This is a genomic window from Microbacterium sp. DT81.1, from assembly GCF_049844955.1.
Lineage (GTDB): Bacteria > Actinomycetota > Actinomycetes > Actinomycetales > Microbacteriaceae > Microbacterium.
In genome coordinates this window covers 396,357-421,269 of sequence record NZ_JBNCMA010000005.1, presented here as the reverse complement: position 1 = coordinate 421,269, position 24,913 = coordinate 396,357, and the positions used below count along the sequence as shown (strand labels likewise).

23 protein-coding genes and 1 other annotated feature are annotated in these 24,913 nt (G+C 63.0%); of the genes, 9 read left to right on the top strand and 14 right to left on the bottom strand.

Annotated elements, in window-relative coordinates; genetic code table 11:
* Nucleotides 1-3 precede the first annotated feature (3 nt).
* Entirely contained in the window at nucleotides 4-1,101 is a 1,098-nt protein-coding gene (locus ACLQ2Q_RS15865; RefSeq protein ID WP_425821561.1) for a DUF4429 domain-containing protein, read from the bottom strand.
* 102 nt (nucleotides 1,102-1,203) lie between these two features.
* On the opposite strand from ACLQ2Q_RS15865, the gene ACLQ2Q_RS15860 reads away from it, so the two are divergent.
* The 3 genes from ACLQ2Q_RS15860 (at nucleotide 1,204) to ACLQ2Q_RS15850 (ending at nucleotide 4,539) form a co-directional block, all read left to right on the top strand.
* Nucleotides 1,204-2,571, top strand: a complete 1,368-nt coding sequence (locus ACLQ2Q_RS15860) for a hypothetical protein (RefSeq protein ID WP_425821559.1) — start codon at nucleotides 1,204-1,206, stop codon at nucleotides 2,569-2,571.
* Nucleotides 2,572-2,959: 388 nt separating this feature from the next.
* Complete coding sequence (locus tag ACLQ2Q_RS15855) at nucleotides 2,960-3,490, top strand: hypothetical protein (protein ID WP_425821557.1); 531 nt, start codon at nucleotides 2,960-2,962, stop codon at nucleotides 3,488-3,490.
* 683 nt (nucleotides 3,491-4,173) lie between these two features.
* Nucleotides 4,174-4,539, top strand: coding sequence for a hypothetical protein (locus ACLQ2Q_RS15850; RefSeq protein WP_425821555.1), 366 nt, complete (start codon nucleotides 4,174-4,176; stop codon nucleotides 4,537-4,539).
* Here ACLQ2Q_RS15850 and ACLQ2Q_RS15845 read toward each other — a convergent pair.
* From ACLQ2Q_RS15845 to ACLQ2Q_RS15830, 4 genes are all read right to left on the bottom strand, one after another.
* Nucleotides 4,536-4,664 (bottom strand): hypothetical protein, encoded by a 129-nt coding sequence (locus tag ACLQ2Q_RS15845; RefSeq protein ID WP_425821553.1) that lies wholly within the window; start codon nucleotides 4,662-4,664, stop codon nucleotides 4,536-4,538. The genes ACLQ2Q_RS15850 and ACLQ2Q_RS15845 overlap by 4 nt on opposite strands.
* Before the next feature lie 215 nt (nucleotides 4,665-4,879).
* Nucleotides 4,880-5,260, bottom strand: coding sequence for a nitroreductase family deazaflavin-dependent oxidoreductase (locus tag ACLQ2Q_RS15840; protein ID WP_425821551.1), 381 nt, complete (start codon nucleotides 5,258-5,260; stop codon nucleotides 4,880-4,882).
* A gap of 434 nt (nucleotides 5,261-5,694) precedes the next feature.
* Nucleotides 5,695-6,690, bottom strand: coding sequence for a LamG-like jellyroll fold domain-containing protein (locus tag ACLQ2Q_RS15835; protein ID WP_425821549.1), 996 nt, complete (start codon nucleotides 6,688-6,690; stop codon nucleotides 5,695-5,697).
* A 607-nt stretch (nucleotides 6,691-7,297) separates the two neighbouring features.
* Nucleotides 7,298-7,409, bottom strand: a sequence feature (AL1L pseudoknot).
* The gene (locus tag ACLQ2Q_RS15830; protein WP_425821547.1) at nucleotides 7,340-7,687 is read right to left on the bottom strand and encodes a transposase; all 348 of its coding nucleotides are present in this window, start codon (nucleotides 7,685-7,687) and stop codon (nucleotides 7,340-7,342) included. It overlaps the preceding feature by 70 nt.
* Here ACLQ2Q_RS15830 and ACLQ2Q_RS15825 point away from each other — a divergent pair.
* Entirely contained in the window at nucleotides 7,623-7,769 is a 147-nt protein-coding gene (locus tag ACLQ2Q_RS15825; protein WP_425821621.1) for a hypothetical protein, read from the top strand. The genes ACLQ2Q_RS15830 and ACLQ2Q_RS15825 overlap by 65 nt on opposite strands.
* 83 nt (nucleotides 7,770-7,852) lie before the next feature.
* On the opposite strand, the gene ACLQ2Q_RS15820 is transcribed toward ACLQ2Q_RS15825, so the two are convergent.
* Together ACLQ2Q_RS15820 and ACLQ2Q_RS15815 are read right to left on the bottom strand one after the other, a co-directional pair.
* On the bottom strand, nucleotides 7,853-9,100 hold the full coding sequence (locus ACLQ2Q_RS15820) for an IS256 family transposase (RefSeq protein WP_425821545.1): 1,248 nt from the start codon (nucleotides 9,098-9,100) through the stop codon (nucleotides 7,853-7,855).
* Nucleotides 9,101-9,464: 364 nt separating this feature from the next.
* Nucleotides 9,465-10,628, bottom strand: a complete 1,164-nt coding sequence (locus tag ACLQ2Q_RS15815) for a hypothetical protein (RefSeq protein WP_425821543.1) — start codon at nucleotides 10,626-10,628, stop codon at nucleotides 9,465-9,467.
* A gap of 224 nt (nucleotides 10,629-10,852) precedes the next feature.
* On the opposite strand from ACLQ2Q_RS15815, the gene ACLQ2Q_RS15810 reads away from it, so the two are divergent.
* Together ACLQ2Q_RS15810 and ACLQ2Q_RS15805 are read left to right on the top strand one after the other, a co-directional pair.
* Nucleotides 10,853-10,993, top strand: a complete 141-nt coding sequence (locus ACLQ2Q_RS15810; RefSeq protein WP_425821541.1) for a hypothetical protein — start codon at nucleotides 10,853-10,855, stop codon at nucleotides 10,991-10,993.
* 496 nt (nucleotides 10,994-11,489) lie between these two features.
* Nucleotides 11,490-12,599, top strand: a complete 1,110-nt coding sequence (locus tag ACLQ2Q_RS15805) for a hypothetical protein (protein ID WP_425821539.1) — start codon at nucleotides 11,490-11,492, stop codon at nucleotides 12,597-12,599.
* Between the two features lie 464 nt (nucleotides 12,600-13,063).
* Here the strand turns inward: ACLQ2Q_RS15805 and ACLQ2Q_RS15800 are convergent, their stop codons facing one another.
* Entirely contained in the window at nucleotides 13,064-13,489 is a 426-nt protein-coding gene (locus ACLQ2Q_RS15800; protein WP_425821537.1) for a hypothetical protein, read from the bottom strand.
* A gap of 111 nt (nucleotides 13,490-13,600) precedes the next feature.
* Between ACLQ2Q_RS15800 and ACLQ2Q_RS15795 the strand changes: the two genes are divergently transcribed.
* Complete coding sequence (locus ACLQ2Q_RS15795; RefSeq protein ID WP_425821535.1) at nucleotides 13,601-13,816, top strand: hypothetical protein; 216 nt, start codon at nucleotides 13,601-13,603, stop codon at nucleotides 13,814-13,816.
* A gap of 172 nt (nucleotides 13,817-13,988) precedes the next feature.
* Here ACLQ2Q_RS15795 and ACLQ2Q_RS15790 read toward each other — a convergent pair whose 3' ends face one another.
* A complete protein-coding gene (locus tag ACLQ2Q_RS15790) occupies nucleotides 13,989-15,287 on the bottom strand; it encodes a hypothetical protein (protein ID WP_425821533.1) in 1,299 nt (432 codons plus the stop codon).
* Nucleotides 15,288-15,566: 279 nt separating this feature from the next.
* On the opposite strand from ACLQ2Q_RS15790, the gene ACLQ2Q_RS15785 reads away from it, so the two are divergent.
* Nucleotides 15,567-16,277, top strand: a complete 711-nt coding sequence (locus ACLQ2Q_RS15785; protein WP_425821531.1) for a hypothetical protein — start codon at nucleotides 15,567-15,569, stop codon at nucleotides 16,275-16,277.
* A 342-nt stretch (nucleotides 16,278-16,619) separates the two neighbouring features.
* Complete coding sequence (locus tag ACLQ2Q_RS15780; protein ID WP_425821529.1) at nucleotides 16,620-16,949, top strand: hypothetical protein; 330 nt, start codon at nucleotides 16,620-16,622, stop codon at nucleotides 16,947-16,949.
* A 1,406-nt stretch (nucleotides 16,950-18,355) separates the two neighbouring features.
* On the opposite strand, the gene ACLQ2Q_RS15775 is transcribed toward ACLQ2Q_RS15780, so the two are convergent.
* From ACLQ2Q_RS15775 to ACLQ2Q_RS15755, 5 genes are all read right to left on the bottom strand, one after another.
* A complete protein-coding gene (locus ACLQ2Q_RS15775; protein WP_425821527.1) occupies nucleotides 18,356-18,922 on the bottom strand; it encodes a hypothetical protein in 567 nt (188 codons plus the stop codon).
* 425 nt (nucleotides 18,923-19,347) lie between these two features.
* On the bottom strand, nucleotides 19,348-19,962 hold the full coding sequence (locus ACLQ2Q_RS15770) for a hypothetical protein (RefSeq protein ID WP_425821525.1): 615 nt from the start codon (nucleotides 19,960-19,962) through the stop codon (nucleotides 19,348-19,350).
* Nucleotides 19,963-20,581: 619 nt separating this feature from the next.
* On the bottom strand, nucleotides 20,582-22,726 hold the full coding sequence (locus ACLQ2Q_RS15765; protein WP_425821523.1) for an AAA family ATPase: 2,145 nt from the start codon (nucleotides 22,724-22,726) through the stop codon (nucleotides 20,582-20,584).
* Nucleotides 22,710-23,276, bottom strand: coding sequence for a hypothetical protein (locus ACLQ2Q_RS15760; RefSeq protein WP_425821521.1), 567 nt, complete (start codon nucleotides 23,274-23,276; stop codon nucleotides 22,710-22,712). The genes ACLQ2Q_RS15765 and ACLQ2Q_RS15760 overlap by 17 nt, the downstream gene beginning before the upstream one ends.
* On the bottom strand, nucleotides 23,273-24,454 hold the full coding sequence (locus tag ACLQ2Q_RS15755) for an SIR2 family protein (protein ID WP_425821519.1): 1,182 nt from the start codon (nucleotides 24,452-24,454) through the stop codon (nucleotides 23,273-23,275). The genes ACLQ2Q_RS15760 and ACLQ2Q_RS15755 overlap by 4 nt, the downstream gene beginning before the upstream one ends.
* Nucleotides 24,455-24,913: the final 459 nt, after the last annotated feature.

Here is a 24,913-nt window from a genome sequence, read left to right as displayed (position 1 = left end):
CAGTCACATCCGGTCGAGCAGGTCCTTCTTCTTGGTCTCGAACTCCTCGTCCGACAAGATCCCCGCGTCGCGCAGCGCAGCCAGCTTTTGCATTGCCTCGAACGGGTCGGACGCCGGCGCGGCCGCCGAGGGTGCGGCGCTCTTGGACCCAGAATGCTGCGCGGCGAGCTCCGCACGCACCGCGTCGGCCAGCGACTCGAGATCAGATGTGATTACGCCGGAGATCACCGCGTTGTTGCCGGAGACGAAGATCTTCAGCTCACCCGAGCCGAAGCCCGACTTTGTCTGCACCGAGGAGATAAGCCGCAGCGGGAAGTCCTCCTTCGCTCGGCCCACAATGCCATGGAACAGGAACAGCAGCCGCACGTCGGTCAACGCGACGATGCCCTGCTTGCCCTCGTAGGACCCCTGCGCGATGAGACGGACCGTTTCGCCGTCGTGAAGGTGGCTCACCAGGTTCTTCAGCTCTCGCTTTCCTCCGAACCGCCAGGTCATCCGCGCGGCGGCAGCTTCGATGTCGGGTCGGCTCTCCAACTCCGGCGCGGCTGCAGCTGCGGCCGTGTTGCGTTCCTCGGTGCGAGCCTCCATCCGGTTGAGGCGCGAGGGGGCCGCCGCATCGGCCTCCACCGTCGACGCGTCAATACCTGCGGCGCGGTTCGTCTCGATCTCCGCAGTTAACCGGTCGCGTAGCTCGCCGAACGCCTCCCGGTCCTTGAACCGGAACATCACGGAGTTCGGATCCGACGGCGCCCGAGAGGCACCAAGAGCCTCGGCGTCCGCACCACCGACGCCGAGAGTGATCCACCCGTTGACCATTCGAGTCGCGTCCTTCAGCACGACGCCCGAGATCGCCTGCAGCGGGATGCGTCGAGGCTGCTCGATCACGAGGCCGCCGCTCTTCGCCACGAATCCCGTTCGAACGATCGTCAGCAGGTCGCCGTCGACGGTGATAGTCCCGTTATATCCCTTGCATTCCACGGACTCATGATGCCCGACAGTTAGCATTCGCGGGAGTCGACTTTCAATTCTGCCTTTGCCTTGTCTCACTACAGGGGTCGGTTCACACCCTCGATAGTCCGACGAACGAAACCGGCCGACCACCGAGCAATTGACGGTCCGTCGACGCTTTGCGGCCCGAAATGCCGGAGACCGTGCGACGTTGCCGCTAGCGTTCCAGTGGATCGTGTCGATGACGGAGTTGAAGTGGCAGAAGAGAACCCCTGGAATACTGCACGCCTGATCCCGACGTCAGGAATCAACGGCGCCGAGGAACAGGAGCGGCGTGCGACATCCGCGCTGCTGGCGGTGATGAGTTCAGTGAAGGAGTACGGCCGCGTCCTCACGGGTCGAATGGGTGCACCGGCGGGTGTCATCGAGACATTCATCGAGGTGCCGTTTCTCTTGGCGGACAAGAAGGTTTTTCCCGACGGTCTCATCCGGGTGAAGCGGGGAAGCAAGCTCTGGACCGCCCTCGTTGAGGTCAAGACAGGCAACAACGAGTTGCAGCGGGAACAGCTGGAGAACTATCTCGACGTGGCGCGCGAACACCGATTCGATGCTCTGCTGACGATCTCTAATGAAATCGCGCCGGCTGCAGGCGCACATCCGACTGTCGTCGACAAACGCAAGTCGAAGTACGTCCCCATGCACCATCTGTCTTGGACGGAAGTCCTGACAGCTGCGGTGATGCAGAAGGAATTCCGCGGGGTCGCGGATCCTGACCAGGCATGGATCCTGGGGGAGCTGATCCGCTACCTGGAGCACCCAAAGTCCGGCGCAGTCGAGTTCACAGACATGGGTCCGAGTTGGGTGCCCGTTCGAGATTCGGTGTCGAGCGGCACTCTTCGGAAGAGCGACAAGGATGCCGCGCAAGTCGCCAGCAGATTCGATGCGCTGCTCCGATACGGCGCACTGAAGCTTGGCCAGCGACTCGGTGCGGACGTCACTCAGGTCTTGTCAAAGGCTGAGATCGCCAACCCAGCCATCCGCATCGCGGCCGTCACCGACATGCTGGTGAATGAGGGCAAGATGTCGGGCGCAATTCGAATCCCGAACGCGGTATCGCCGCTGACCGTGACCATTGATATCCGCGCAGCGCAGATCACTTGCTCGTTCTCCACAAGCGCTCCCGCCGAAGGCAGGCCGGCAACACGGGTCAACTGGCTCCTCCGTCAACTCAAAGATGCACCAGACACCCTGCGCGTTGAAGCATTCGCCGCGCGACAACGAGGCGGGATCGCGGAACTCCTGAGGACCGCGCGCGAGGATCCAGGCGTACTAATTGCCGATCCAACGAAGGAGATCAAGTCCTTCACTGTCACCTACCTCGGCAAGATGGGCGCTGCGCGACTCGCAGGCAGGTCCGGATTCATCGACTCAGTGATGGACGCGATCCTCTCCTCCTATGACGTGGTGGGCCAGCGCCTCAAGGACTGGTCCGCAGCCCCGCCTCGGCTACGCAAGCCGGAAGAGGTCGTGGTCGACGAGAAAGTGCCGAAGGACATTCCCTCGGCCGCGTTGTCGTCTCAAGACGACGAGCTCCCAGGTTCTTCAGCAATTGAGGAAGGTTGAGCCGGAAGGGAACTCCCGCCCAGGGCTACACGGGTAAAACCGGTACGCGTGCGCAGTGCGGCCCGCAAGCATCGGTCCCTCACAGAAACATATTGGGGTCCGTGCGCTTCGCTGAGCCGATCGTCGGAATCGGTCTCGCTTGCGATCGAATACGGGCTACCTGTGCGCTCTGAGGGTCTGACCCCATCCACTGCGGGGTTCGCTTCGAGAGCGTCGATCACCGCGCACGCCCCCTGCCATCCGGTGTCATGCACATCGGGTAGCAACGAGCGCGCCGCGTTCCATGGTGCGCACGATCCATCCTTCAGTCCTCCATTGCACAGTTCGGGGACAACCAGTTACATCAATTCGGTGACAGTCCATTCGCGCAGACGAAGGGTAATGACGGATGATGGCAACTACTTGGGTCTTGCTGCCTGTGCCACAGGAGGACTATGACGAGCTCCGGCACATGGTCGATTTTCGTCAGCAGCAACGGGGCGAATCGTCCGCACCCTCGGCGGAGGAGCTGCAGGGGAAGCAGCTCGCGGTGAATGCGGCGTTGCGAGCTGCGTTCGATGAGCACAAGGCCTGGCCGGCGAGCGCGCTCGCCCGACTTGCAGCGTCCACCACGGCCACAACCCTTCGTTTCTCGCAGGTAATGGACCTCTGCTCAGAGTCGCCGGGCTCGGTCTTCTCGACAGAAGAGATCGCCGAGCGCACAGGGATGTCTGTAAACGAATGGCGGGCGGCGTGCCGCAAGATCGGTGCGCATCTGCGCAAACACTACCCAGATGCTCCGCACTGGGACCGGGAGCCCTACATCGGCGAACCGATGTGGCCTTTGGTCAACATCTCCGGGCGCCGACTGAAGGTGCGCGACCAGCTCTACGTCGGAGTCACACAGGAGCAGGCAAAGCGGTGGAAGTCAATTCGATGATCTCGACTAAAACCCGTAGCTGCCCAGCGACAGCCTGCACGTCGATGCAGCGCTCCCGGTACGCCTCCTAGCCAGCCAGAACGGACGCAGGAATAATGCTTGCTCGAGACATGCTCATCGAGACTCCACTGCCGCTCCTTGAACTGGATGACCGAAGCCGTCATCCCGGACACGAGAACGAGAGTCAGTGCGGATATTTCGGTACCGCTCCGGACGACCCCTGGTACCCAGCAGAAGACGTGAGCGTCATCCGCCACTGGACAGTTGCAAGCGGGGACGATCCGGACGGCGGCAAGTGGTGGTGGTACTGCCCCGAACACCTCGGAACGTGGAACGACGCTGGTGGCCAAACAGTCACCATGCACCGGCGCACCTGCTTCCAGACGTGAAGCACTACTGCCGACGCGACGTGGGTTTGGGCGCGACGTGCGGAGTTCTCGCCGCAGAGAACGTCGAGGGCCTATGGCTGTGTCACCAGCACGCGGCAGCCAGCTACGTGGGCCGACGACTCAGAGAACTCCTAGACAACCCCGCTAGCAACACAGAATAGTCACCAGGCGCGACCTCTCGCCGGACGGCGGTCCAGTGCAAATCCACGCTGTCCGACATTCGCCGATCGCCCCGTAGGTGCCCGCCGATCCACGACAACCATTTGCACAACTCCAAGCGACGAAAGGTAAAACATGAACGATCGGGTTCCCGAGCGTGACCGAACCGGTCACGAAAAGTGGCTCATCTACTGCCCACAAATCAATCCCTCCACACTGCTGCACCTGAACATCCAAGGGACGAGCTACGCACTGCGCGATTTCAGCGGCGACGCTAACGAGACCAGCCGGAGCCGGCCTGGCCGTCCCTTCAAAGCCCGCGATCGAGCGGGAAAAATCATCACGGTCACCGACGAGTTCAAACGGCAGATCAGTTTCGAGCGGAAGCTCAACGTGTACGACAACCGGGTGGCGGTTACGAGAGCTAAACGTTGGCATGAGATCATCAGCCGCGCGGCCCATGACTTCGAGATTTGTCCGTCATCACGGGGGGCGAGTTAGGTCAATTCCTTCCCGCTCGCAAGCCGGTCGCTCAGCGTTCGTTGTTCTTCACGGCCCACAGCTCGGGTCTCGAGCGTGCCCGGCGTGATCACGCGCGATCCGCTCGGGATGCTGTCATCGGCCATTGCGCACTCCTCGCGTGATGCCGCCAGTCGAACGACCGCTCGGACGTTCGACAAGGTGCTTTCGAGAGTCGGTGTCTCTTGGATCGTTGTCGTGGCGATCGCCCCCATCCCGCCAACGTGCGCCACCACTTGGCATTTGCCTTCCGGCTGTTCCTCGGGCTCAGGGAGGCTGTCTTCCTTCGCGCCGGGACCGCGGCCAGTGACTCGGGATGCCGTCAGGCGGCGGGCGCGGGAGCCGCAGTCAGCACGATGAGCGGACTGTGCGCGATCATGTCGTCGACATCGTCTCTGCGCCATCGGCGTGCGGCGGCCTCGATGAGCGGCCGTGCTTCGTGGGGATCGGTGATTACCCGCGCCGTGGCAGGAACGTCGGCCTGGATGCCCTTCTTCAAATGCACAATGACGTTGGAGTCTGCGGTGATGTTGTGTATCCAGTCCCTTGTACGGTCTCGACGCGGCATCCCGGTGATGAACAGCACGCCATCCTCATGGTGCAAAAAGATCTCAATGCGGCGCGGTAGCCCGCTACGGCGACCGGTCGTCGTCAGGTCGATGAGCTGACTTCGGTGCAGGGCCTCGCTGACGTCATTGTTCACACCTGTTGAAGCAATCTCGCTGCTGCAGACATTCCAAGCGATCGGTGAGACTTTCCGTGCGCAACGCTGATGGCAAAGCCCCCGGCAGCAAAAGCCAACTCTGTCGCCAGCGGGTCCCGGAGCGCTCGATCACCGCGCTTGAGCCGGTCCATCACCGCCCGGTGGTGCGGCACACCGGGGGGCGCAACTTTTTCAAGGCAGCAGCCGTCTCTCGGCAATGTGCGTGGTTCAACGTTAGCGATCACGACCTGGAACTTCTCGTCCCGGACAACCCTCGATCCGATTGGTCGGGTTCCTTCCTCCGGTCGAGGAGTAGCACGCTATGCCAAGGAATCCGACACTGCGGGATCGAGGTGCCGGGCGACCGGACGAGCTGTTCGCCCGACCTGCTGCGCGAGGTGTTCTGACGGCGGTGCACCGCCCCACGGCGCCGATCAACCGAGGGCTATCTTCTCGGCATCGTAGAGTGCCAGCACCTGCGCGGACGTAAGCGCGGAGTTCCAGACTCGCAGCTTGGCGATCGCACCCTTGTGCAGGTTGATGAGGCTGCCGTCCCGTTTGACGACACCCACCAGGAAGTCCGTCGCGGTGGCGTTGAGCCCGTGCGGATACAGGTACGGGTTGCGGGAGTACGTCGCTCCGGTGCTGTCGGTGTACGGATAGGGGCTCGCAAGGCCGTTCAGGTAGGCGACGGCCTGCGCGCCGTCGTACGTGCCGACGTGGAACTGCCATCGCCCCCGGGTGATCTTGCGCGGCTCCGCCGCGTAGTCGATCGAAAAGGGGTAGCCGGGCGTGGGCCCGCCCAGCTTCGACACGTGCATGCACACCATGTCGTCACCGCCATACGTGGGCAGATCGTTGAACAGGGCATACGAGCGGCGCGGATCAGTACGGGACTCCTGCCAGCACCCGGCGATCATCGCGCTATTCGTGTCGGAGCTGTACACCCACGACGCGACCGTGACCCGGCCCGTCGTCGCCCCGACGTTCAGAGTACCGACGGTCGCCCTCGGCACGCCGAGGTAGTCCGTGGTCCCGTTGAATTGCACACCGCCGCCGAAAGGTGTCGAGATCCGCGTCGCGGTGGATCCCCGGCCCTGTTGCAACGCCGGCGACCCGGCCACGGCCGAGGCATATGGGGCCGCGCTCTCCGCAAAGTTCCAGCTCGCCACCGGAGACGGGATGGAGAATTCCGCGACCAGCTCCTGCCCCTGGGCGTCGTTGAGCGCGCGCACCCGCTCAGCGGTCAGGAGCGCGCTAGAACCGCCTGCGGGAAGGCGCGACGGGAGCGGCGGACTCACCGCTCCCGCGGCGGGAGTTGGTGCACCGAGGACCGCCGAAGCCGCCGCACCAGCCGCAGCCGCCGCACCGTAAACGAGGACCTGACGACGATAGAACAAGCCCGGCCAGGTCGGGTGTGACGTGTCCACGGGCGACCTCCCTTTTTAGTCGAGCATCCCGTAGATCGCAAAGGCCAGTGCCATCGACCCGGGGCCCGGAGTGGCATCTGCGGCAATAGTACTAATGCCCTCGACCGCGCACCACTAGTCAGTTGGACTAAGCAGAAACCTTCGCGTTGGGGGTGGTCGCTGCCTTATGTCGGAATTCCGCGTGGCCAATACTCCTGGTGGCTTGTGGACTTATCGATCACTTAGCGCAAGGCGGTGACACGGCATTTGGCGTCGTCGCGTCGGCGGGTAATACGCGCGGGAGACTCTTCCCGAGGGCGCCAGCGGGAACGAGCGCGCCAGGAGTACGGGCTGAAGCATCAGCCACAAGACCTGATCCCTGAAAAAAGCCGAGCAACGGCCAATGCTAGGACCACTCCCGCGTGCTGTGGGCCTCTCTCCCCCAGGTGGGTACCCCCTCGCGCGCACGTGAACCCGAGTCTTCCCGGGCCAGCCACCTGCGTCGGTTGGCAGGATGGGTTGACGCGGCGGACCTGAAGGAGGTGGCCCGGCGGATCTGGGTGAGCGCGAGCCCATCACTGACCGCCCGAGCGGATGGCTCAGCGATCCGGGCGGCGTAGTACTTCGACGGGGCGATCGGCAATTCCTCGCAGATCGGCTCGACCCGAACTCATCCTTGTGCGCGTCGATGTACTCGACCATCAGCTGTGTGGCGGTCGAGCTCCGCCGCGAAGAAAGCCGACGCGCTGCGTAGGATCGCGTTCGCTCTGCGCAGCTCTCGAACCTCCCGCTCCAGCTGGGCGATGTGCTCCGCATCATCCGTGGACCGGCCAGGGCGCAGACCCCCATCGATCTCGATCCGATGTACCCAGCCCCGCAAAGTGTCACTCGGGATCCCGAGCTGCTGCCCGACTCTCGTGCACGCGCCCAGCCGGCCGCCGTCCCCGTCACGCGTGGCCAGAACCAGCCGCACCGCCCGCTCCTTCAACTCAGGCGGATACTTCCTCAACTTCGGCATGCTCCTCATCCTTTCGGGATATCAGCAGCCTCCACCAGACCCGGGGCGCAACAAGAGGGACCTGATCAGCGTGCGCCCGTGAGGGGACGGCGGTCGCCCAGGCCGAAATCGCAGGGTCAAGTCCATTTGAGTGGTGTATCCATCGCTCGTGATCCTTCGTGTGGGTTATGCGGTGAGGGCGCGGTAGTCGGGTTCCGGGACCTCCTCGGGGTCGGGCGCGGGTTCTCCGACGCGGCGTGCTCGGGCGAGGGCGTCGAGGCCGAGGTAGCGGCGTTGCTCAGCCCACTCGTCGTGCTGCTCGGCGAGGACCGCGCCGACGAGTCGGATGATGCTGTCCCTGTTGGGGAAGATGCCCACGACGTCGGTGCGGCGGCGGATCTCCCTGTTCAGCCGCTCGGTGGGGTTATTGGACCAGATCTGCTTCCAGTTCTCTTTCGGGAACGCGGTGAACGCGAGGATCTCCTCTCGTGCCGCCTCAAGGTGCGCGAAGGACTTGGGGAGCTTGTGTTCGAGCGCATCCAACACCCGATCGAACTGGGCGTGCACGGACTCCTTGTCGGGCTGGTCGAACACCGTCTGCAGCAGCGTCTTCACCCACGGCCATGAGCTCTTCGGCGTGGTCGCCATCAGGTTCGCGGCGTAATGCGTGCGGCATCGCTGCCATCCCGCCCCGGGAAGCGTCGCCCCGGCCGAGGCGACCAGCCCGGCATGGGCGTCGCTGGTGACGAGCTTCACCCCGGCCAGCCCCCTTGCGACGAGGTCGCGGAAGAACGTCAGCCAGCCGGCGCCATCTTCCGTCGAGGTCACCTGCAGGCCCAGGATCTCGCGGTAGCCCTCCGCATTCACCGCGGTGGCGAGGAGCACAGCGACCTTGATCACCCGGCCGCCCTCACGGACCTTCATCGTCAGCGCGTCCGCGGCGACGAACGAGTACGGGCCTTGATCGAGGGGTCGCGTGCGGAACTGCTCCACCTGCTCGTCGAGGTCGCGGGCCATCTCCGACACCTGCGATTTGCTCAGCCCGGTGATCCCGAGGGTCTGCACCAGGTCCTCCATCCGCCGCGTCGAGACGCCGAGCAGGTAGCTGGTCGCGACCACGGTCGTGAGCGCGGCTTCCGCCCGGCGGCGCCGCTCCAGCAACCACTCCGGGAAGTAGCTGCCCTGCCGCAGCTTCGGGATCGCGACATCGACCGTGCCAGCACGAGTGTCGAAGTCACGGTGCCGATAGCCGTTGCGCCGATTCGTGCGATCCGGGCTGGTCGTGCCGTAGGAGGCGCCGCAGACCTGGTCGGCATCGGCGGACAGCAGCGTGTTGATGAACGTGGACAGCATCTGCCGGAGAAGATCCGGAGACGCCTGAGCCAGCTGCTCCTCAAGGAAGCGGGCAGGATCGATACTGGGTACGACGGTCATCGTCGTGGTTCCTTTCGAGTGGGATGTGAGAGTTTCCTCGAAGGATCACGCGGTGACCGTCGCCATTCCAGGCGACACGCTCACCGAGCTACCGATACACCACTCTGCCGGACGCAACCAATCGCAGAGCTGTTCAGCGTTTCTCGCGCCACCGCCTACCGCGAGCTGCGTCGACGTCGGGCGGCGTCGGTCGCGACCTGCGAGGCACACATCTTGCGATAATTCGCTAAGCGAACGCCGCCCGCTCAGGATCCGTCGGAGTGCATCCCCGCTGACGAATATCTGTCAAGCTCCGGTATCGGGTGGAGGCGCTGCCCGCCCTCTTCGGCCTGGCCGCTCTTGCGTTATCGCCGATGATCCTTCACTACGGGCTCCACAGGAACGCGTGCCGCGGGCTTATGAACCCTGCGTCCCGGGGGAGATCGGCAGATCCCGTGACTTGGCCGCGTAAGTTGATCGCGGATGCCGAGCTCTCTGGACCACCCAATGTGCCCAATTCGGTCATTCCGTTAGACGAGGTCCACCGGGACGCATGGCGCGTGTCGTTCATGGTCACCCCGGCGATCTGATTCAGGTCGTTGATCGCCGCCGCCCCACTGTATGCCCCGCTCTGGGGTGAACTCAGACTTTGCTTTCCTCGAGAGGCCGTCCATCGGATTGGGACCGCCCAGTCCGGGCCGAACTCGTATCCCACCACCTGGCCGCGTGTATTGATGGCTGCGGGCACGAAGCCGAGAGGCCGCATTCCTGCCGACGGGGTCCATATGAATCCGCTTGCGCTGTGTAGCGGTATGGACACGCCCATTACGTGACCCAACGCGTTGATGGCGGTTGCCTTGCTGTATGCACCGCCCAATGTGCCAAGATCCTGCATGCCACCCGACGGCGTCCACCGGAATCCGTGAGTAGCTCCGTCCGCTGTTTCGGCGAAGCCGGTGATCTGACCCAGGTCATTGATCCCGGTGGCTTCGCTGTGCCGACCACCGAGAGTGCCGAGGTCGCGGATGCCGCCGGTCGGCGTCCACAGGAACGCGTGACGAGGCCCGTCGAAGAGGTCCGAGGACCCTACGATCTGCCCGCGGTTGTTGATCGCTGTCGCCGAAGTCCACTCCCCGCCGAGGTTCCCCAGATCCTCCATGCCACCAGATGGTGTCCACCGAAACGCACGTCGCGGCCCGTTAAGGGGCTCAAGGAAATACGTCCATCCGGTGACGTGACCCAGCTCGTTGATCGCTGTCGCAGCGCTCGCGTCGCCCCCGAGGGTCCCGAGATCCTGCATGCCGCCGGACGGCGTCCAACGAAAGGCGTGAGGGGACCCATCCGAGGTGTCAGAGGTGCCGGCGACCTGCCCCCGGATGTTGATATCCACCCCGGAGCTGTTGAGCCCGCCCAGCGTGCCCAGATCCCGCATGCTTGTTGCCTGCGCGGACACGGTCGACACCGATGTTGCGCTGGCCGCAGCCGGGGTCAACGCCGTGAGAGCCATCCCGACCGCTGCGGCGAGTGCCCAAATCCTCGGATTGTTCATACTCACTCCTGGTCAATGAATTTGTTTCCTGATATCGGGCGTGCGTGAATTGTCCTACCCGCCGGAACCCTCCGCAAGGTGAAGCGATAAGCGAATCAACCTGACTCGCGAAACACGCGACCCCTGCTCCGTATTCGGCGATCATCGAAAACTCCTCCTTGCGTCCTAAGCGTCAGGCCCGAACGCATAGCTTCCCGAACTCGTGGAGCAACGTCATCACGCCCGTGAAAGCCCACGTCGCCGGCAAGAGGGTCCAACTGATCTTCGACGACCGCGGCACCCTCATCATCGAACACCCCTGGCCCGCGCTAGGCGTCCGCTACGTCGGCAACGGCCAACCCCGCGGCCCCCGCAAGCAGATCTGACAGTGTCACCGATGTCCTGACACACGAAGTGTCACCGATGTTCTGATACAGAACTGTCACCGATGTCCTGAGACATCACACTTCACGATTGAGGGTGTAGCGCGGGTCTAAATCCTGCTTCGAGCATGCGCCGAGCGCCGCTACGTCAGCGCGCACTCCATGAAACTCCTCAACGCCGAGCAAGAGGAGGTGGCGATCCCGGAACTGACCGCGGCATAATCACAACCATCTGAACTCGCACGGTGTCGAGAAACTCCACCACGCAGCGGGACGTCACCTGTCGGCGTCAACTTCTCATCTTGAATCCTCGAACGGAGCGGAGCATCATAATAGTCGCACGGCCGCCTCGCTCCGATGGCACGACTGCCTCAGTCTGGGTTGTTTCTTCCTCAGGGTGCGGTAGCCCATGCCGACGGCTCGGCCCTCGAACACGGTCGTGAGGTCTCGTTCGATCTACCGGTTGGGGGGGGGGAGTCGATAGCGAGAGGACCTGGAGATGACCGCTCCGGACTGGGTCAGCCTGCTCGGTTTGATCGTGTGGCCGGTGGTCGCGGTGGTGGCTTTAATCCTCCTGCGGGAGCCGATCGTTGATCTCTTCCACGGGGTCGGCGGTCGCATCACGAGCGTCTCCGTGGCATCGGTCTCCATCGAACTCGCTGTGGCTGTCGACCCGCCTTGGACCGGGATGCAGGGAGCAGACGTTAGGCATCTTGTCCCTGCGGATGACGTGAGCGACTCCTTCTTCAACTCCCTCAGACAATCGTTATTGTCTCCGGGGAGCGCGGACTATTTCATTGTCGATCTGGGGGGCAGCGGCTCCAGAGAATGGCTGACCTCTCGGCTATACCTATTCACGTGGATCTTGAGCCGGATGAAGGGGGTCCGGGCGGTTGTCTTCCTCGCTTCCCGCGAGCACGTATCTCGCGCCTACTTAGGAGTCGCCTCAGTCGCCCAGCTAGTGCTCGCGCTCGAGAAGGCCGAGCCGTGGTTGCAGCTCGCCCGTTGGGAAGCCGAGACTGCGGAGATGGTGAAGCCGCTGCCCGCAGACCGCCTTGACCTGAGGCAGTGGCAACGTCCGGAGGGGTCGCCCGAGCTGTTGGCTGACCAAAACGTGAACTGCGCCTACTGCTCGCAACCGCTTCCCGTGCCGAGGAATATTTCCGCTCAGCCATCGCCACCACTCGACGTCGACGGTTGGTGGCGCGCGGCCGCGTCGTCCGTCGACGGCGTATTTAGAGATCCACTTGGCGTGGGGCAGGCGTTCATCCGAGCGATTCAGTGGACTCAGCCAACTGGGGCGTCGGAACCGGGCAGCGGCTGGTTGCGACTTCCGGCATCCAGCCCCGACCCCGCGACAGGCGCGGTTTGGGAGCACACTCGGTGGCTGAGCGAATCAGACCTGATCGACGGCACGATCCGGAATGTCATCGAACCCGACACAAGCGTAATCAACGACCGCGCCTTGTCGAACCGAGATCGGACCCGCAAAATCGGACTCGTGGAAAGCGATTTCGTGGCACTGACGAGTTCGTCCGGACGCTTCGAAAAGCTTGTCGATCGTTCTGCATTGCTGGAATCGATCGCCGGGAGTGCGATTCGCCGGTGAAGCTCACAGAGGAACCAGTGCTTGGTAACGCCATCGGCTGAGCTGGTGTTGACCACCGCGAGAAGAACCGTGCTGCGCGAGTGCGTGCTCGTCCCGAAGGTTGACCGCCCGGATGGCACCTCGGCAGAACTGCCCGATATGGGTTCACAGTCGGGTGGCGCCCGGACCGGCTCCCCTACGCGCGGCCGCAAATGGCCGTCCGCCTCCGCTTCGGCGAAGAAGACGGAACGAGCCCTGGCGACCTACAACGCCTGTCTCCACCGCCTGATTGATCACAGCTCTTGGCTTCGAGGTATAGGGCGGCAATCATTTTACGGCCCGGACGAATGCCCTCCGTCCGGCCCGATGCCCGCCCGAGGGCCGGGTCCTGACCGTCCGCAAGACGGTCCGTACCCGCGCAACGCCAAATGCACTTGGCGGCCGGGTTCGCGCTCATGGACTCGACGCCGCCAGTTGCGCTCGCGTCAGCCGGCGATGCTTCCCCAGCGCACATCGCCGTGCAGGAAGACGACAACCTCGTCCTCGCCCTCCCAGACATCGATCCATGTCGGTGATCCATACTCGTCGGTGAATCGCGGCGTGCCCACCGCCACCGCCGCGGTGACTTCCTGGGCACTCGGCCACGACGGTGTGCAGCCACTCCCGCCGCCACCGCAGCCGCCACCCTCAAACGCGACGCGAGCACCGTCCTTCACCAGCTTTGCCGACTCGTTCGGCGTCACCTCCGCGTTCACACGTCGGACAATCACACCCTCCGGCGTGAAGAAGTCCCCTTGAAGGTTGAAGGTGCCGAGTCGTACGGCAGCTCGCCTGTCCACCCGTATGGCCGTCGCCGGCTCGACCTCGTCGGACGCGTCGCGATTGAGCTTGCGCTTGCGGCTCTTGGGCATCGTCCGATCTTCGCACCCGTCTCGCGCTGATCCGCATCAACGAGCGAATTCGCGGCCCGCGAGCCGGTCCTTCATGGGCCGGATCCCAACCGCGAGTGAGATTATGGCGTTGTGACCGAGGCAGCCCAATTCGTCGTCGATGGTGAAGAGTTCGACGTCGTCAGCGATGGTGGTTCGATTCACCACACCTGGGTTAAGGGCCCCAACGCGAAGTACGGGTTTTCGATTGGAGGATCCGGGGCGGGTCGCACGGACGATGAGATCCGCTCCGCTATCCGTGCGTTCCTATCTGAGATTGAGCCGCGCACCGGCTGCCTGGCCGATTGACGGTCCACGTGCGGGCGTGAGTGAATGCGGCACGGATGCTGGCTGTCAGCCGCACGGGATCCCTCGTAGTGCATCCCCGCTGACGGATGTCTGTCAAACACCGGTATCAGGTCGAGGCGCTGCCCGCCCTCTTCCGCTTGGCCGCTCTTGCGTTAGAGCCGATGATCTTTGACTATGGGCTCCACAGGAACGCGTGCCGCGGGCTGGCGCCCGCTTCGTCGCGGGGCAGGTGGGCGTATCCCGTGACTTGACCGCGCAAGTTGATCGCGGATGCCGCGCTTTCTCCACCACCCAATGTGCCCAAGTCCGTCATCCCGGTAGACGGCGTCCACCGGAACGCATGGCGCCTCTCCGATTGGATGGTCCACCCGGCGATCTGACCCAGGTCGTTGATTTCCAGCGGCACGCTGTAGACGCCGCTTTGGGGCGCGATCAGGCGTTGCTTTCCTCCAGAGGCCGTCCATCGGATCGGGACCAATCGGTCCTGGCTATGTTCAATACCCACTACCTGGCCACGTGCATTGATGGCTGAGGGCAAGAACCCCAGAGGCCGCATTCCCGACGACGGGGTCCACAGGAATCCGCCTTCCTGGCTGTTCGGTGGCGACGCGCCGATGATCTGACCAAACGCGTTGATCGCGGTTGCCTCGCTGGATGAACCGCTCAGCGTGCCAAGATCCTGCATGCCACCGGACGCCGTCCACCGGAACGCGTGAGTAGCTCCGTCCGCTGTTTCTGCCGAGCCGGTGATCTGACCCAAGTCGTTGATCCCGGTGGCTTCACTGTGCTGACCACCGAGAGTGCCGAGGTCGCGGATGCCGCCGGTCGGCGTCCACAGGAACGCGTGAAGATGCCCGTCGGCGAGTTGCGAGGCACCCACGATCTGCCCGCGGTTGTTGATCCCTACCGCCCGAGTCCACTCGCCGCCGAGGTTCCCCAGATCCTCCATGCCGCCAGCCGGCGTCCACCGAAACGCACGTCGGGGCCCCGCCCCGGGCTCGATGAAATATGACCATCCGGTGACGTGCCCCCACTCGTTGATCGCTGTCGCAGAACTGGCGTCGCCGTCGAGGGTCCCCAGGTCCTGCATCCCGCCGGACGGCGTCCACCGAAAGGCGTGAGCGGACCTGTCGGATGTGTCGGAGGTTCCGGCGACCTGGCCCCGGATGTTGACGTCCACCCCGGAGCTGTTAGGGCCGCCCAGCGTGCCCAGATCCCGCATGCCTGTTGCCTGCGCGGATGCGGTCGACAGCGGTGTTGCGCTGGCCGCGGCCGGGGACAGCGCCGCCAGCGCGGTGCCGACTACTGCAGCGAATACCCAAACCCTCGAAACGTTCATCACACCCTCCTGGTGTTGAATTGGTTCCTGGTACGGGCGTGTGTGAATTGTCCTACTCGCCGGAACCGTGCGCAAGGTCAGCGACAGGCGAATCAGATCGACTCGCGAAATAGGCGACCCCTGATCCCCCATACCCAACGAGTCAACAGATACCCGTCCCCTGCACCAGAGCATCACGCCAGACCGCGTGGCTCCTTGAATCCGTGTAGCAATATCATCCGTGAAGGGTCGCTGAACGAGGCGCGTCCGGATCGATTCGCCGATTGGTCTGCGTTCACCTGACGCGTAACTCACACCCAGGCGGGAGGCACGCGGGAAGGTTCTGATTGTCGTCGCGGCGATCACGTCGACCACTCAACGCACTAAAGGGGAGGTCCTGAGACCGACGATCCACGAAGTAGGCTCCCGGTCATGGCGGCGATAGCGTGGTGGAACATCCGCTCGGCACCGACAGCTGAGGAATGGCAAGCCCTCTGGAGCATGCTCACCCTGGTTGTCGCGATCTTCGGCGCGATCTTCGCGATTCGGCAGTTGCGCCAGGGCAGCATCCAACTGAAGCTGGCAGCGGAGGCGAACATGCGCGCTGCCGAAGCAGCCGAAGCAGAGGCTCGGCCGTACCTCAGCGTCCGCTTGGATTTGCGAGTACTCCCCACAGGAGACCCGAAGAGCCGTGGAAGTAGCGGTGAAGGACTGATTTTCATCGTTATCGAAAGCACGGGCCGCACCCCCGCACGAGAAGTCACCCTCACCGTGAAGCCTGAGTTTCGCACCAGCGGGCGGGGCAAACCGACAGACGACGCTGATCCGGTTCAAGACGCGCTCTCGATGATGTTCTCCGGGAAGCCGGTTATCGGCATGCTAAGCCCCGGTCAGAAGCTGGACTACTTACTCGAGTTCGCTGCGGAAGCGCTCGGCCCCCACTCGGGATTGCCGCAACGCTATGACGTAACCGCGTTCTACTGGGACGCCGCCCGCGAGCACCAATACACCGAGCCGCACATTCTCGATCTTGGACCGTGGGGACAGTCGATTATGTCAGCGGATGCCATCCAGGTGATCGCCCGGCAGATGCGCCGTCTAAATGAGAACCTCGAGAAGCGCTCGCGTACTGCTGACAACTGAAGGGAGGGGGACCCCGACCAGCCGCCAGCCATGCGTTTGGGACCGCCGAGGCGCTTTGAGATCGCCCTCAAGCCGGTCCTCGTGCGTGCGATACCAGCGGTGAGCCAGGGCCGTTCACGGGTGTCGGCCATGCACGCACAGCTTCCGCCATGGGCCCCCGCGGTTCTTGCGGAATTGGCTGCCGATGCGACGGCATCACGTCCGCAAGGCGTCGGCGACGGACGTGGTCGGGCATGTTGCTGGCTAGCCCAATTGCGGTCTTTCCCAACCACGCTACCTTGCCCGTCCGCACTCGCGGTGCAAGGCTTGGGCGGAGAAGCGAAACCGAACGGGGCAACGACGATGTCTACTCCAGCCAGCCAAGAGCACCCCGCCGTAGAACGTGCCATTGCTGCAGCTCGCGAGCGGCTCAGGGACGCGCACGTCGATTTCGACCCAGCCGACTACGAAGAAGACGAGGAAGTGCTGCGGTCGGTCCGCAGCGCTGTCTTCCAGTCAGAATGGACTGACCGGACCGCGGCTGAGCGGCTTGCGCAGGGCTATGTGACGGAGCTCGTGGCCGTCGGTTCCATCATCCGGAAGGCCGAGCACGAACCCCCCATGACACCGGGGGTCGTCGGAAGTCTGCGCGGGATCATTCGAACGATCATCAATAATCTGTTCGACAGATGAGCAGCGGCTTGCCGACCAGTCCAGAGGAAGACTCAGTTGACGACCGGTTAATTCGCAACGGCATAGCCGTCAAGCGGTGCACGTATGTCGGAGCGGGTTTCGGTGGGCTCGTGCTGCTCATGGGGCCCGGGGATCTTCTGCGGGACGCTCCGAGCATTTTTGTTCCCCTCGTGGTCACCCTCATCATCTTCGGTGGGGCTTGCCTGGGACGCGCTTACATTCCCTTCATGATCGCGTCAGAGACGCTAACGGCGAAGGTGGCACAGCACCGAACGGCTTACGGAGCGCCTGCGCTTCCTGTACCCCAGTATCAGGAGTACGCGCATCGGTTCTACGTTGCGAGCGTGCTCCTCTTGGTTGCCGCTTCTATTACTCTCCTCCTGGCGATCTGGCTCGCATTTGCCCTCACCCCGAGCTCCGACCCTTTGCACCACCTTCACCGAAGCTGATTCCAGCCAGGCTAGTTTCGGGATCCACGTGTTCGCCAAGGATCCCTCGCTGATCGCCCGGCTGCGTGGAAATCGGCCGCAGGCCGGTCCCTCTGCGCGCGGTCATCCACGTCGGATCGCAGGATCGCAATCGGCACGCGCGACAGCATGCAAGGGATTTCCGACGGACACTGGCATTCATCAAGCTGCCTCGAAGTTGGATAAGCGACGCCTTCGCAGATAATGGCAGTCCGATAGTCCGTTTTTCCTATTACCCGACAAAGGGTTCGCGCCCGTCGCCAGCTCGCATCCCGCCGCCTGGACGCGCAAGCCGTCGACGAGAGTCCTTCCTGATTGGCGCGAGGCCTTGCGGCGGGAGTCGTGGCACGTTACGCACAACCTCGTCGATGATGCCGTTCTCGCGTTCGTAACCTTCGCCACCGCTTTCTGAATACATGATCCATCGGATCTCCTCTGGCTCGAGTCCGCGATCGTGCAGAGCGATGACTTGGTCACGCCAGGCCATCGCAGACTGCGCACCGGCATGGGCGATCGCGAGCCGCTGCTGTCTCCACGCCGTCCAGGCGCTTACAACAAGTGCAAGTGTCGCAATACCTAGAGTCGCTTCGCCAATCACAACGTTCCTCCGCGTTTGGTTGATCGGTCCCTGTCTGGACAGGTGGCTCGGGCATCAGGCGGTCGACGCCCTCTGGGCCGGCACTCCACACGTGGTCGGTCCAGACGACGCCGTCAGAATAGCGCCCTTAGAAGCCACGAGGTGGGGCGCGATGCCATGCCGCAGTACTTGTCATCACTATCGCGACTCTAGCGAAGGGCACCGATGCGAACTTCACGCCAGGGCGCTGAGCATGGTCCACTCTGCGCATCCGTGCGTCATACTCGCTGAGATAGCCCCGCAGTTCGTCTAACGATTGATTGACGCTGCCCACTATTGGTGCGATCGACCTCTCGCGGATGCTATTGGATAACGAACTCGTAGTTGCCTGGGAGTCGATCTTCATCGCCGACGAACAGCCGGTAATCGCCTGGCGGGACAGCTTTGAAGACCACGGAGCGGCCTGCAACAAGACTTTTCCCAAAGAAGTCGACGGTCGAGCACCAGCTGGACGAGGACTCGTCATAGTCCACCTGCTGGATCATATCTATCATGCCTCGCTCCTGTCTCTCCATGACGTCCAGGTTGATGCTCACATAGCATGTGCCTTCCGCAGCAGAACCGTCCGATTTGCGCCCGAACCAATTGATCCACACATCAACGGTCTCTACACCTGTCTTGCGCTGGATGATCAACACCCCTTCGTCGTCGTTCCTTGACGTGGCTTGTTCCTTCGGGGTGCTAACGAAGGTCGTGAAATCCGCGACGGGTCCGCCAGCAGTCGGCGTGGGCTGGAACCATGGCACTCTCCAGCCTGAGGCGACCGAAGTAACAAGGACTGCCGTTGCGATCGCGACGACAGTCGTTATTGTCCACCTAACCCCGTCGCGGCGGCGCTTAGCGGGGTGATCGTCGGGCCCGACTGACATGGTCGTCCTCATAGTTGTCGGTGGACTTCATCATCTCGGAGCGTAGCGCCCGATCGGCTCCGGAACGCTGTGCGAGTTCCATCGTGAACGGTCCCAGTGCGAGGGCACCGACAGCAATCGCAGGCGACACCTGTCGCAATCGATCAGTACACCTTTCGCACGAGTCCCGTCAGAATAGACCAACTATGCACACGTCTGGCCCCTGGCCGCCGCGCACCCATCAGTTGAGGGTCCCTCACTGCAACAAGCTCCGTGAGATTGCCCGGGGGCCAGAATCTCGCCTCATCTGCATCGCTGAGGATCCCTCTGCGGGCACTGCGCGATAGCGGACCGAAGGCCGGCGCCGCTCGCGGCGCTAGCATAAGCCAACCCAGAGGGCGACTCGCCGGCGGAATCTCAACCTCGAGCAGGCGCCGATTGGGCGCTCACGACCTCTCGATGTCGAAGGTCAGGTCTGCCCGCACTGGATATCCAGGTTGCGCGACGTCTGACATGTGGATCTCCCACCTTCGCTTCGTCCAGAAGACCTGGCCCAGTCGGTCGAGCGTCGTAAGTACGGTTGCGCCGCGCATCTGTCGCTCGTACGCACCCGCGCCGTCTGACGTGGTTGCGCCGGACCGAGTCCGCGCAGGCGCGGTCGCCCACAACCACTCACTGGGCGAGACGTCCGCACCGCTATACGTGCGTGTTGCGACCAGGTTCAACCACTGATGATGGACATGATTTCGCACGAACTGGAATGCGAGCACCAGGTCTCCGCCCGAACCCTCGACTTTCGAAGCCCACTCCGGATCCCGGTCGGTACCGATGGTGTCGCGCGGTCCCTCCCGAAGATACTGATCGATTGTGTCCGCCCAGTTGAGGGCCTCGGCCAGGGCCCCGCGGGCACGCGATTGATTGCTGAGTTGGTCACCGCCGGTCGCGAAATCCATGGCGTGCGCCCGGAACCTCTCGACCGCGCGCAGGTAAAAGGTCACGAGTTCTTGGATCTTCATGGGACCCGGCGAGTGGAACTCGACGATGAGGCTGTCCGTGATCACGCTTCAACGCTACTGGCCCACGGATTGAAGGTGCCTTGTTCAAGAACCACGCCGCGCGACGTCGGATCCCTCACTGATTCAGGAGCTCAAGCAAGGCGATGAGAAGGAAGGCTTGATCGCCCGCCAGCAGTTCAAAATGAGAGGGGTGCTTTTCCAGAGGGGATCTGTAGTGACTGGGAACGGGAGGTGGCGTCTCTCCCCGCCCTAGCGCGTCGTATCGAGCTGCCTCTGCACTCGCGAGCTCGGCCCTCTTCCTCGCCGCTGCATGCCTACTCGCCCAGCGCTCGAGTAGTGCAGTTTAGCCGATCGCCAGTAGAGCGATCACGGACCGCCGGCGACCTTGACGATGACAAGTGCCGTGGGGTCTGTCATCTTCGACGTCAATGCAAGCACACCTGCAACACCAACGACGAAGACGAGGATGGACCGGACCCGTTGCGCCGCCCGAACGTTTTCCTAAGTCGCGATGAACGTCCGCACCACATTCTCGGATGCGCCACAGCACCCAACCGACGTTCAATATGGCGGATTGCCCCAGGGCGCTGGGAAAGCTGTGGGAAGTGGCGAAAACAACTACCTCTTGAACGGCGGGGTTACACCGCTGCGGAGTCGTGTGCGGTCAACTGGCGCGCTTGACGACCCTCAGGGTGCTCAGCTCCGGCGACGAGGACAGTTCTCGGCGCTCCACGACTGGGCCGCCGCGATCCCACGCGACGAACTGAATGACCTTGGTCGTTTCATTCTCAGCGCGCGGTGCCAGCTTGCGTTCCAGCAGATTGGCGAAGCGGCGTTCGTGGGTGGAGATGATTAGCTGTCGGTCTTGGCGCAGGTGGCGACACAGGTCGGCGAATCCGAGGACGTTCACGTCGTCCATGGATTGGACCGGGTCGTCCAAAAGGATGAATGGCAGAGCATCAGACCCAGCCGACCACCCCATCGCGAGGAAATAGGAGAGTGCCGCGATGTTGGCCTGAGATGTCGAGAATACAAGAAGCGGGTCGGCGGTGACACCAGTTACCTCATCGCGGACGATCGGAGTGGTTGTTCCCCGTCGGTAATACGTATCGAGCTCGAACTCCAACTCCTTGAATACCGGGTGAGGGTCAAGCCGGCGGTAGATGTCGGCTACGAGAGGCTGCACCGCTTCGAAGCGTTGGTTAGTAACCGCTACGCGCGCATCCACCGCGGCGTCGGCAAGTTTCTTGAGCTCGCGGGATCGATTGGCCTCGAGGGTGGCCCGCTCTCGCCGAGAGGCGACGGCGTCTTCGAGACTATGGATTTCCGAACGTGCTCTCTCGACCCCCGACTGGCTGACAGCGCTGTCGACCGTCGAGATCAGGTCCCGTATTCGACCCCTGATGACCTGGAGGCGGTCAACAGCGGGACCAGTCCCGCCCGGAAGGAGTCCTTCTCGGTCTTCGTCGAAGGTGATCGCTGGTTTGAGGGCGCGAACCGCGACTTCGTCGTGGGCCACGCGCTCGATCGCCCGGTCCCTCTCAACGCGACGTCGTAGGGCAGCCGTCTGCTGTTGCACGATCTGTTCCGCCGATGCGAGCTGAGACTCAGCGTTCGCCAGCTCCTCTCGCGCCGTTGCCAGCGTCTCCGTGAGTGCCAGTACGGTCTGGGTCTCCGCAGATATCGAAAGCAACTCTCGCTCGACATGCGCTCGATCAATATGCTGTCCGCACACGGGGCACTTGTCCGAGAGCAATGGGATCGCTACCGCAGCTAGGCGGGCCATCGATTCCCCGGCGTTGCGCGCTATGTCTAGCTCTCTGCTCGCCTCGGTAAGAGCCTCTCTCTTCCGACCAACGCTCCGACCGGCATCATCCCGAGCGGCGGTCGCGGCATTGATGTCCAGCTCCGTCGAATCCATCGGTTCACCGTCGGTCAGAAGTCTCGCCCTCTCCCGAGTGCGGTCTAGTTGCTCGACTGCCTCGATAGCCGAAGAGATGAGATCCGCCGCCGCGGCGAAACTGTCAACGTCCCGAAAGTGGAGGGACGAGAAGTCGAGCGTCACGCCGCTCGAGGGCACTGCGATCGCGTCGAGCAAACCTTGACGCATGGAGTCAAATTGGGGTGTCGCAAGAGCCAGGCGTTCTTGCGTATCGAGTCTCGACCGGGAGTGATTCAGATCTGCCTCGGACCTTTCGAGAGTCAACCGCGCCGCGTCTGCTCTCGACTTTGCGTCGTGCGCAGCTTCGCGCACTGCATCCTCGAAGTCCTCCAGACGACCCAGACCAAGAACTGCGCTGAGATGCCGGTAGCGCTCGGCCGGCTTCGCCTCGAGAACACTTCGCATCACGTCCTGTTGCATGAGTCCCGACGTGGAAAGTAGGCCGTCTAGTGTGAGTTCACTTCCACCGACCAACGCGTTGTGAAGGGCTCGAGTTGCCTCATCGCCGAACCGGGACGGGGCGCCAGCCTCGCGGAACTCCAGCGTGCTTCCCGACTGGTCGCCACTTCGGCGCACGGTGAAGCGCCGACCCGCCGCGACTAGCTCCAACTCCACCATCGCGCGATCCGGAACCCGGAACTGGTTGACGATGTGCTCAATGCTCCTTCGAGACCGAAGGCCCTCCAGGCGTTCGATTGAACCGACAAGGCACCACTGCATCGCGTCAAAAAAGCTGGTCTTGCCGGTGCCGTTCGGGCCAGTAACGATCACCGCGGACGCGTCGAGATCAAACTCTTGATAGTCGCGGAACCCTCGAAACGCCTCGACCCGCAATGTTCTAATCGACGGCTCAAAGTATGTCGGCAAGAGACGCTCCTTGGTCGAAGGCGGAGACTGCACGCGACGCGAGATCTTCACTGACGCCGCGATTCTTCAACTCTTCTCTGAGCAGAACTAGCGGATCCGTTGTTACGGATGGTTCTGCGATCTCGCGGGGCGCTACGAATGGGGCGAGCGCCGCGCGGACACCAGCAATCGTCGGGAAAACCGCATCGTGCGCAATGCGGCGAACACGAGAGGTGTCGTAATTAATCTGATACAGCGCACGCGCAGTGCTCTCGTTCTCGAGTGACCGTTCTTGCGTCAGGAGGACGACGTAGGCGTCCCACATTTTGGCGCCGACGTCGTTTTCCGACAATCGAAGGGCGAGAATGCTCTCAGTCAGGCTTTCGGCCATGAGGAGCTGTTCGATCGTTGCCGTGGCGGCGATGGCCACAAGGAAGAATCGATTTTCCGCAAGGATGATGCGCGGCTCCCCGTCGATCTCCTCGAGCGCAAATCCCGCATCGAGGAGCACGTCTCTCGCAAGCTGCAAGAGGTCGGTGTCGGAGAATGCTGTCGCTGCAGTAGGCATCATGCCAGCACATCCTCAGCTCGTTGGATGTCAGGCCGCTGATTCAAGGGGCCATCTAGAACGTCATCTCCACGCCCTTCGTCCAGTATGTCGGCGGGAAGCGTCGGGCCAAGCCCCCACCCGATCCCTCCGGCAACCAGGAACCGCGGTACCTCGCGCCCCTCAGTTCGCGCAGCCGAGAGGCGATTCTGTGCCTCTCGCTGCATACGAGAGGCGGACGCGCGACCCGACGACACGAGAATTTGCAGGTACGTTTCCGGCGCGCGCACCGTGCCCGACGCGTCTAAATAGAATCCGCCCGGCAGGAGCACGCCAAGCGCGCAGAGGATCACGGTCATCGATTCGGAGTCAAAGACGGCTACTCCGGCATGCGGCATCACGGCTGCCCGACGCGCCCATACGAGTATTCTGAGTGCGTCGTTCGCCGTGATTGAGGCTTGAGCGTTCCTCACGGCAGCCAAGAAGTTCGGATGGTCGGCGAACTCGAGTGCGATGTCGCCCAAAACGCCGAGCACATAGGCTCGGCCGAGCTGTTCCAAGAACTCGTCCGCCGTTGCGGCGATCCGCTGAGTCGCAGCAAGGTCCGGAATGAGCTCCGCCCACGGCGAAGACGTCCATCCAGTAACGATCCCGGGGCTGACGACACGGATATTCTCGATAGCTCCGACGCCGGAGATCGCCTCAGCGATGCGGAGCCTCACGTACCCGGCGATGTCACCGATTCCAACGAAGGCGACTGTCGCGGCCCCAAGTCGGTGCCGCGTCTCGTCGATCACCCATTGCGGTGGAGCAGCCAGATGAGCCGACGTGACTAGGAGTGATTGAGGTTGCGTCGCGCACCCGTGAATCTTGAGCACCGACGGGGGCGTGATATTGGATAGATCGTGGCTTGTGACGACCGCTGAGGGCCGCTCGTCGGCGCTGCCCCGCTCGATGCAATTGTCCCAGTTAGTCGTCAAGACATCAACGACGCCTTCGAGCATTAGAACGGAGAGGAGTTTGTGGGCGTAGTTTGGCGTAGCCGTAGTGAATTCAGCCACTCCCACGATCGCCTGGAGCAGGGCGGATTCTCCACCCTCCAAACCGGCAATCGCATCGGCGACCGCTGGCAAGTCCGTTGCGTCAATGTCGTCGAGAATGGGGAATGCTGGGCTGAGCCTCGCCACGATCCGCGAGGCCACGTCATTACCTAGCGGGATTCCTGCTGGCTGAGCCCTGCTTAGCCCTGCCCCCGCGTAAATCACGAGCCGTCCCGACCGACCCCGCTCTACTAGATCCACGGCGTAGGGCGCAGCTCCGTCAGCGACGGGCGAAGGACTGTGGGTCACCCGCCCACACTATTCTGTACCACGCGTCCGAAGTCGATCAGCGGTAACCATCACCGCCTTTCTGACCGTTCGCTCGTGTAGACGATTGCGTTGATCCAAGGAGTACTCCTTACTAATCCGCACAAGGAACTACTCCGAACGGGTCCGTCCCCAGGCTAAGAGGCTTGGGATCGGGAACCTTCAGCGCGGAATGGCTCCTCCGGAGCGGTCTACGTCGTCCCGAGCGCAAACACATCTCGCTCGTCCGGTTCTTCTTTCGCACGACGGTGAACGTGCGAGTGCTTGGGTGACCGAACACAGAAGGGTCGCTCA

Bases quoted from the DNA above. Each gene is read 5' to 3' on its own strand.
- ACLQ2Q_RS15790 (WP_425821533.1), bottom strand. From the start codon at position 15,287: ATGGGGGATCAGGGGTCGCCTATTTCGCGAGTCGATCTGATTCGCCTG.
- ACLQ2Q_RS15760 (WP_425821521.1), bottom strand. From the start codon at position 23,276: ATGATGCCTACTGCAGCGACAGCATTCTCCGACACCGACCTCTTGCAG.
- ACLQ2Q_RS15820 (WP_425821545.1), bottom strand. From the start codon at position 9,100: ATGACCGTCGTACCCAGTATCGATCCTGCCCGCTTCCTTGAGGAGCAG.
- ACLQ2Q_RS15850 (WP_425821555.1), top strand. From the start codon at position 4,174: ATGAACGATCGGGTTCCCGAGCGTGACCGAACCGGTCACGAAAAGTGG.
- ACLQ2Q_RS15785 (WP_425821531.1), top strand. From the start codon at position 15,567: ATGGCGGCGATAGCGTGGTGGAACATCCGCTCGGCACCGACAGCTGAG.
- ACLQ2Q_RS15830 (WP_425821547.1), bottom strand. From the start codon at position 7,687: ATGCCGAAGTTGAGGAAGTATCCGCCTGAGTTGAAGGAGCGGGCGGTG.
- ACLQ2Q_RS15845 (WP_425821553.1), bottom strand. From the start codon at position 4,664: ATGGCCGATGACAGCATCCCGAGCGGATCGCGCGTGATCACGCCGGGC.
- ACLQ2Q_RS15805 (WP_425821539.1), top strand. From the start codon at position 11,490: ATGACCGCTCCGGACTGGGTCAGCCTGCTCGGTTTGATCGTGTGGCCG.
- ACLQ2Q_RS15855 (WP_425821557.1), top strand. From the start codon at position 2,960: ATGATGGCAACTACTTGGGTCTTGCTGCCTGTGCCACAGGAGGACTAT.
- ACLQ2Q_RS15780 (WP_425821529.1), top strand. From the start codon at position 16,620: ATGTCTACTCCAGCCAGCCAAGAGCACCCCGCCGTAGAACGTGCCATT.
- ACLQ2Q_RS15800 (WP_425821537.1), bottom strand. From the start codon at position 13,489: ATGCCCAAGAGCCGCAAGCGCAAGCTCAATCGCGACGCGTCCGACGAG.
- ACLQ2Q_RS15815 (WP_425821543.1), bottom strand. From the start codon at position 10,628: ATGAACAATCCGAGGATTTGGGCACTCGCCGCAGCGGTCGGGATGGCT.
- ACLQ2Q_RS15775 (WP_425821527.1), bottom strand. From the start codon at position 18,922: ATGTCAGTCGGGCCCGACGATCACCCCGCTAAGCGCCGCCGCGACGGG.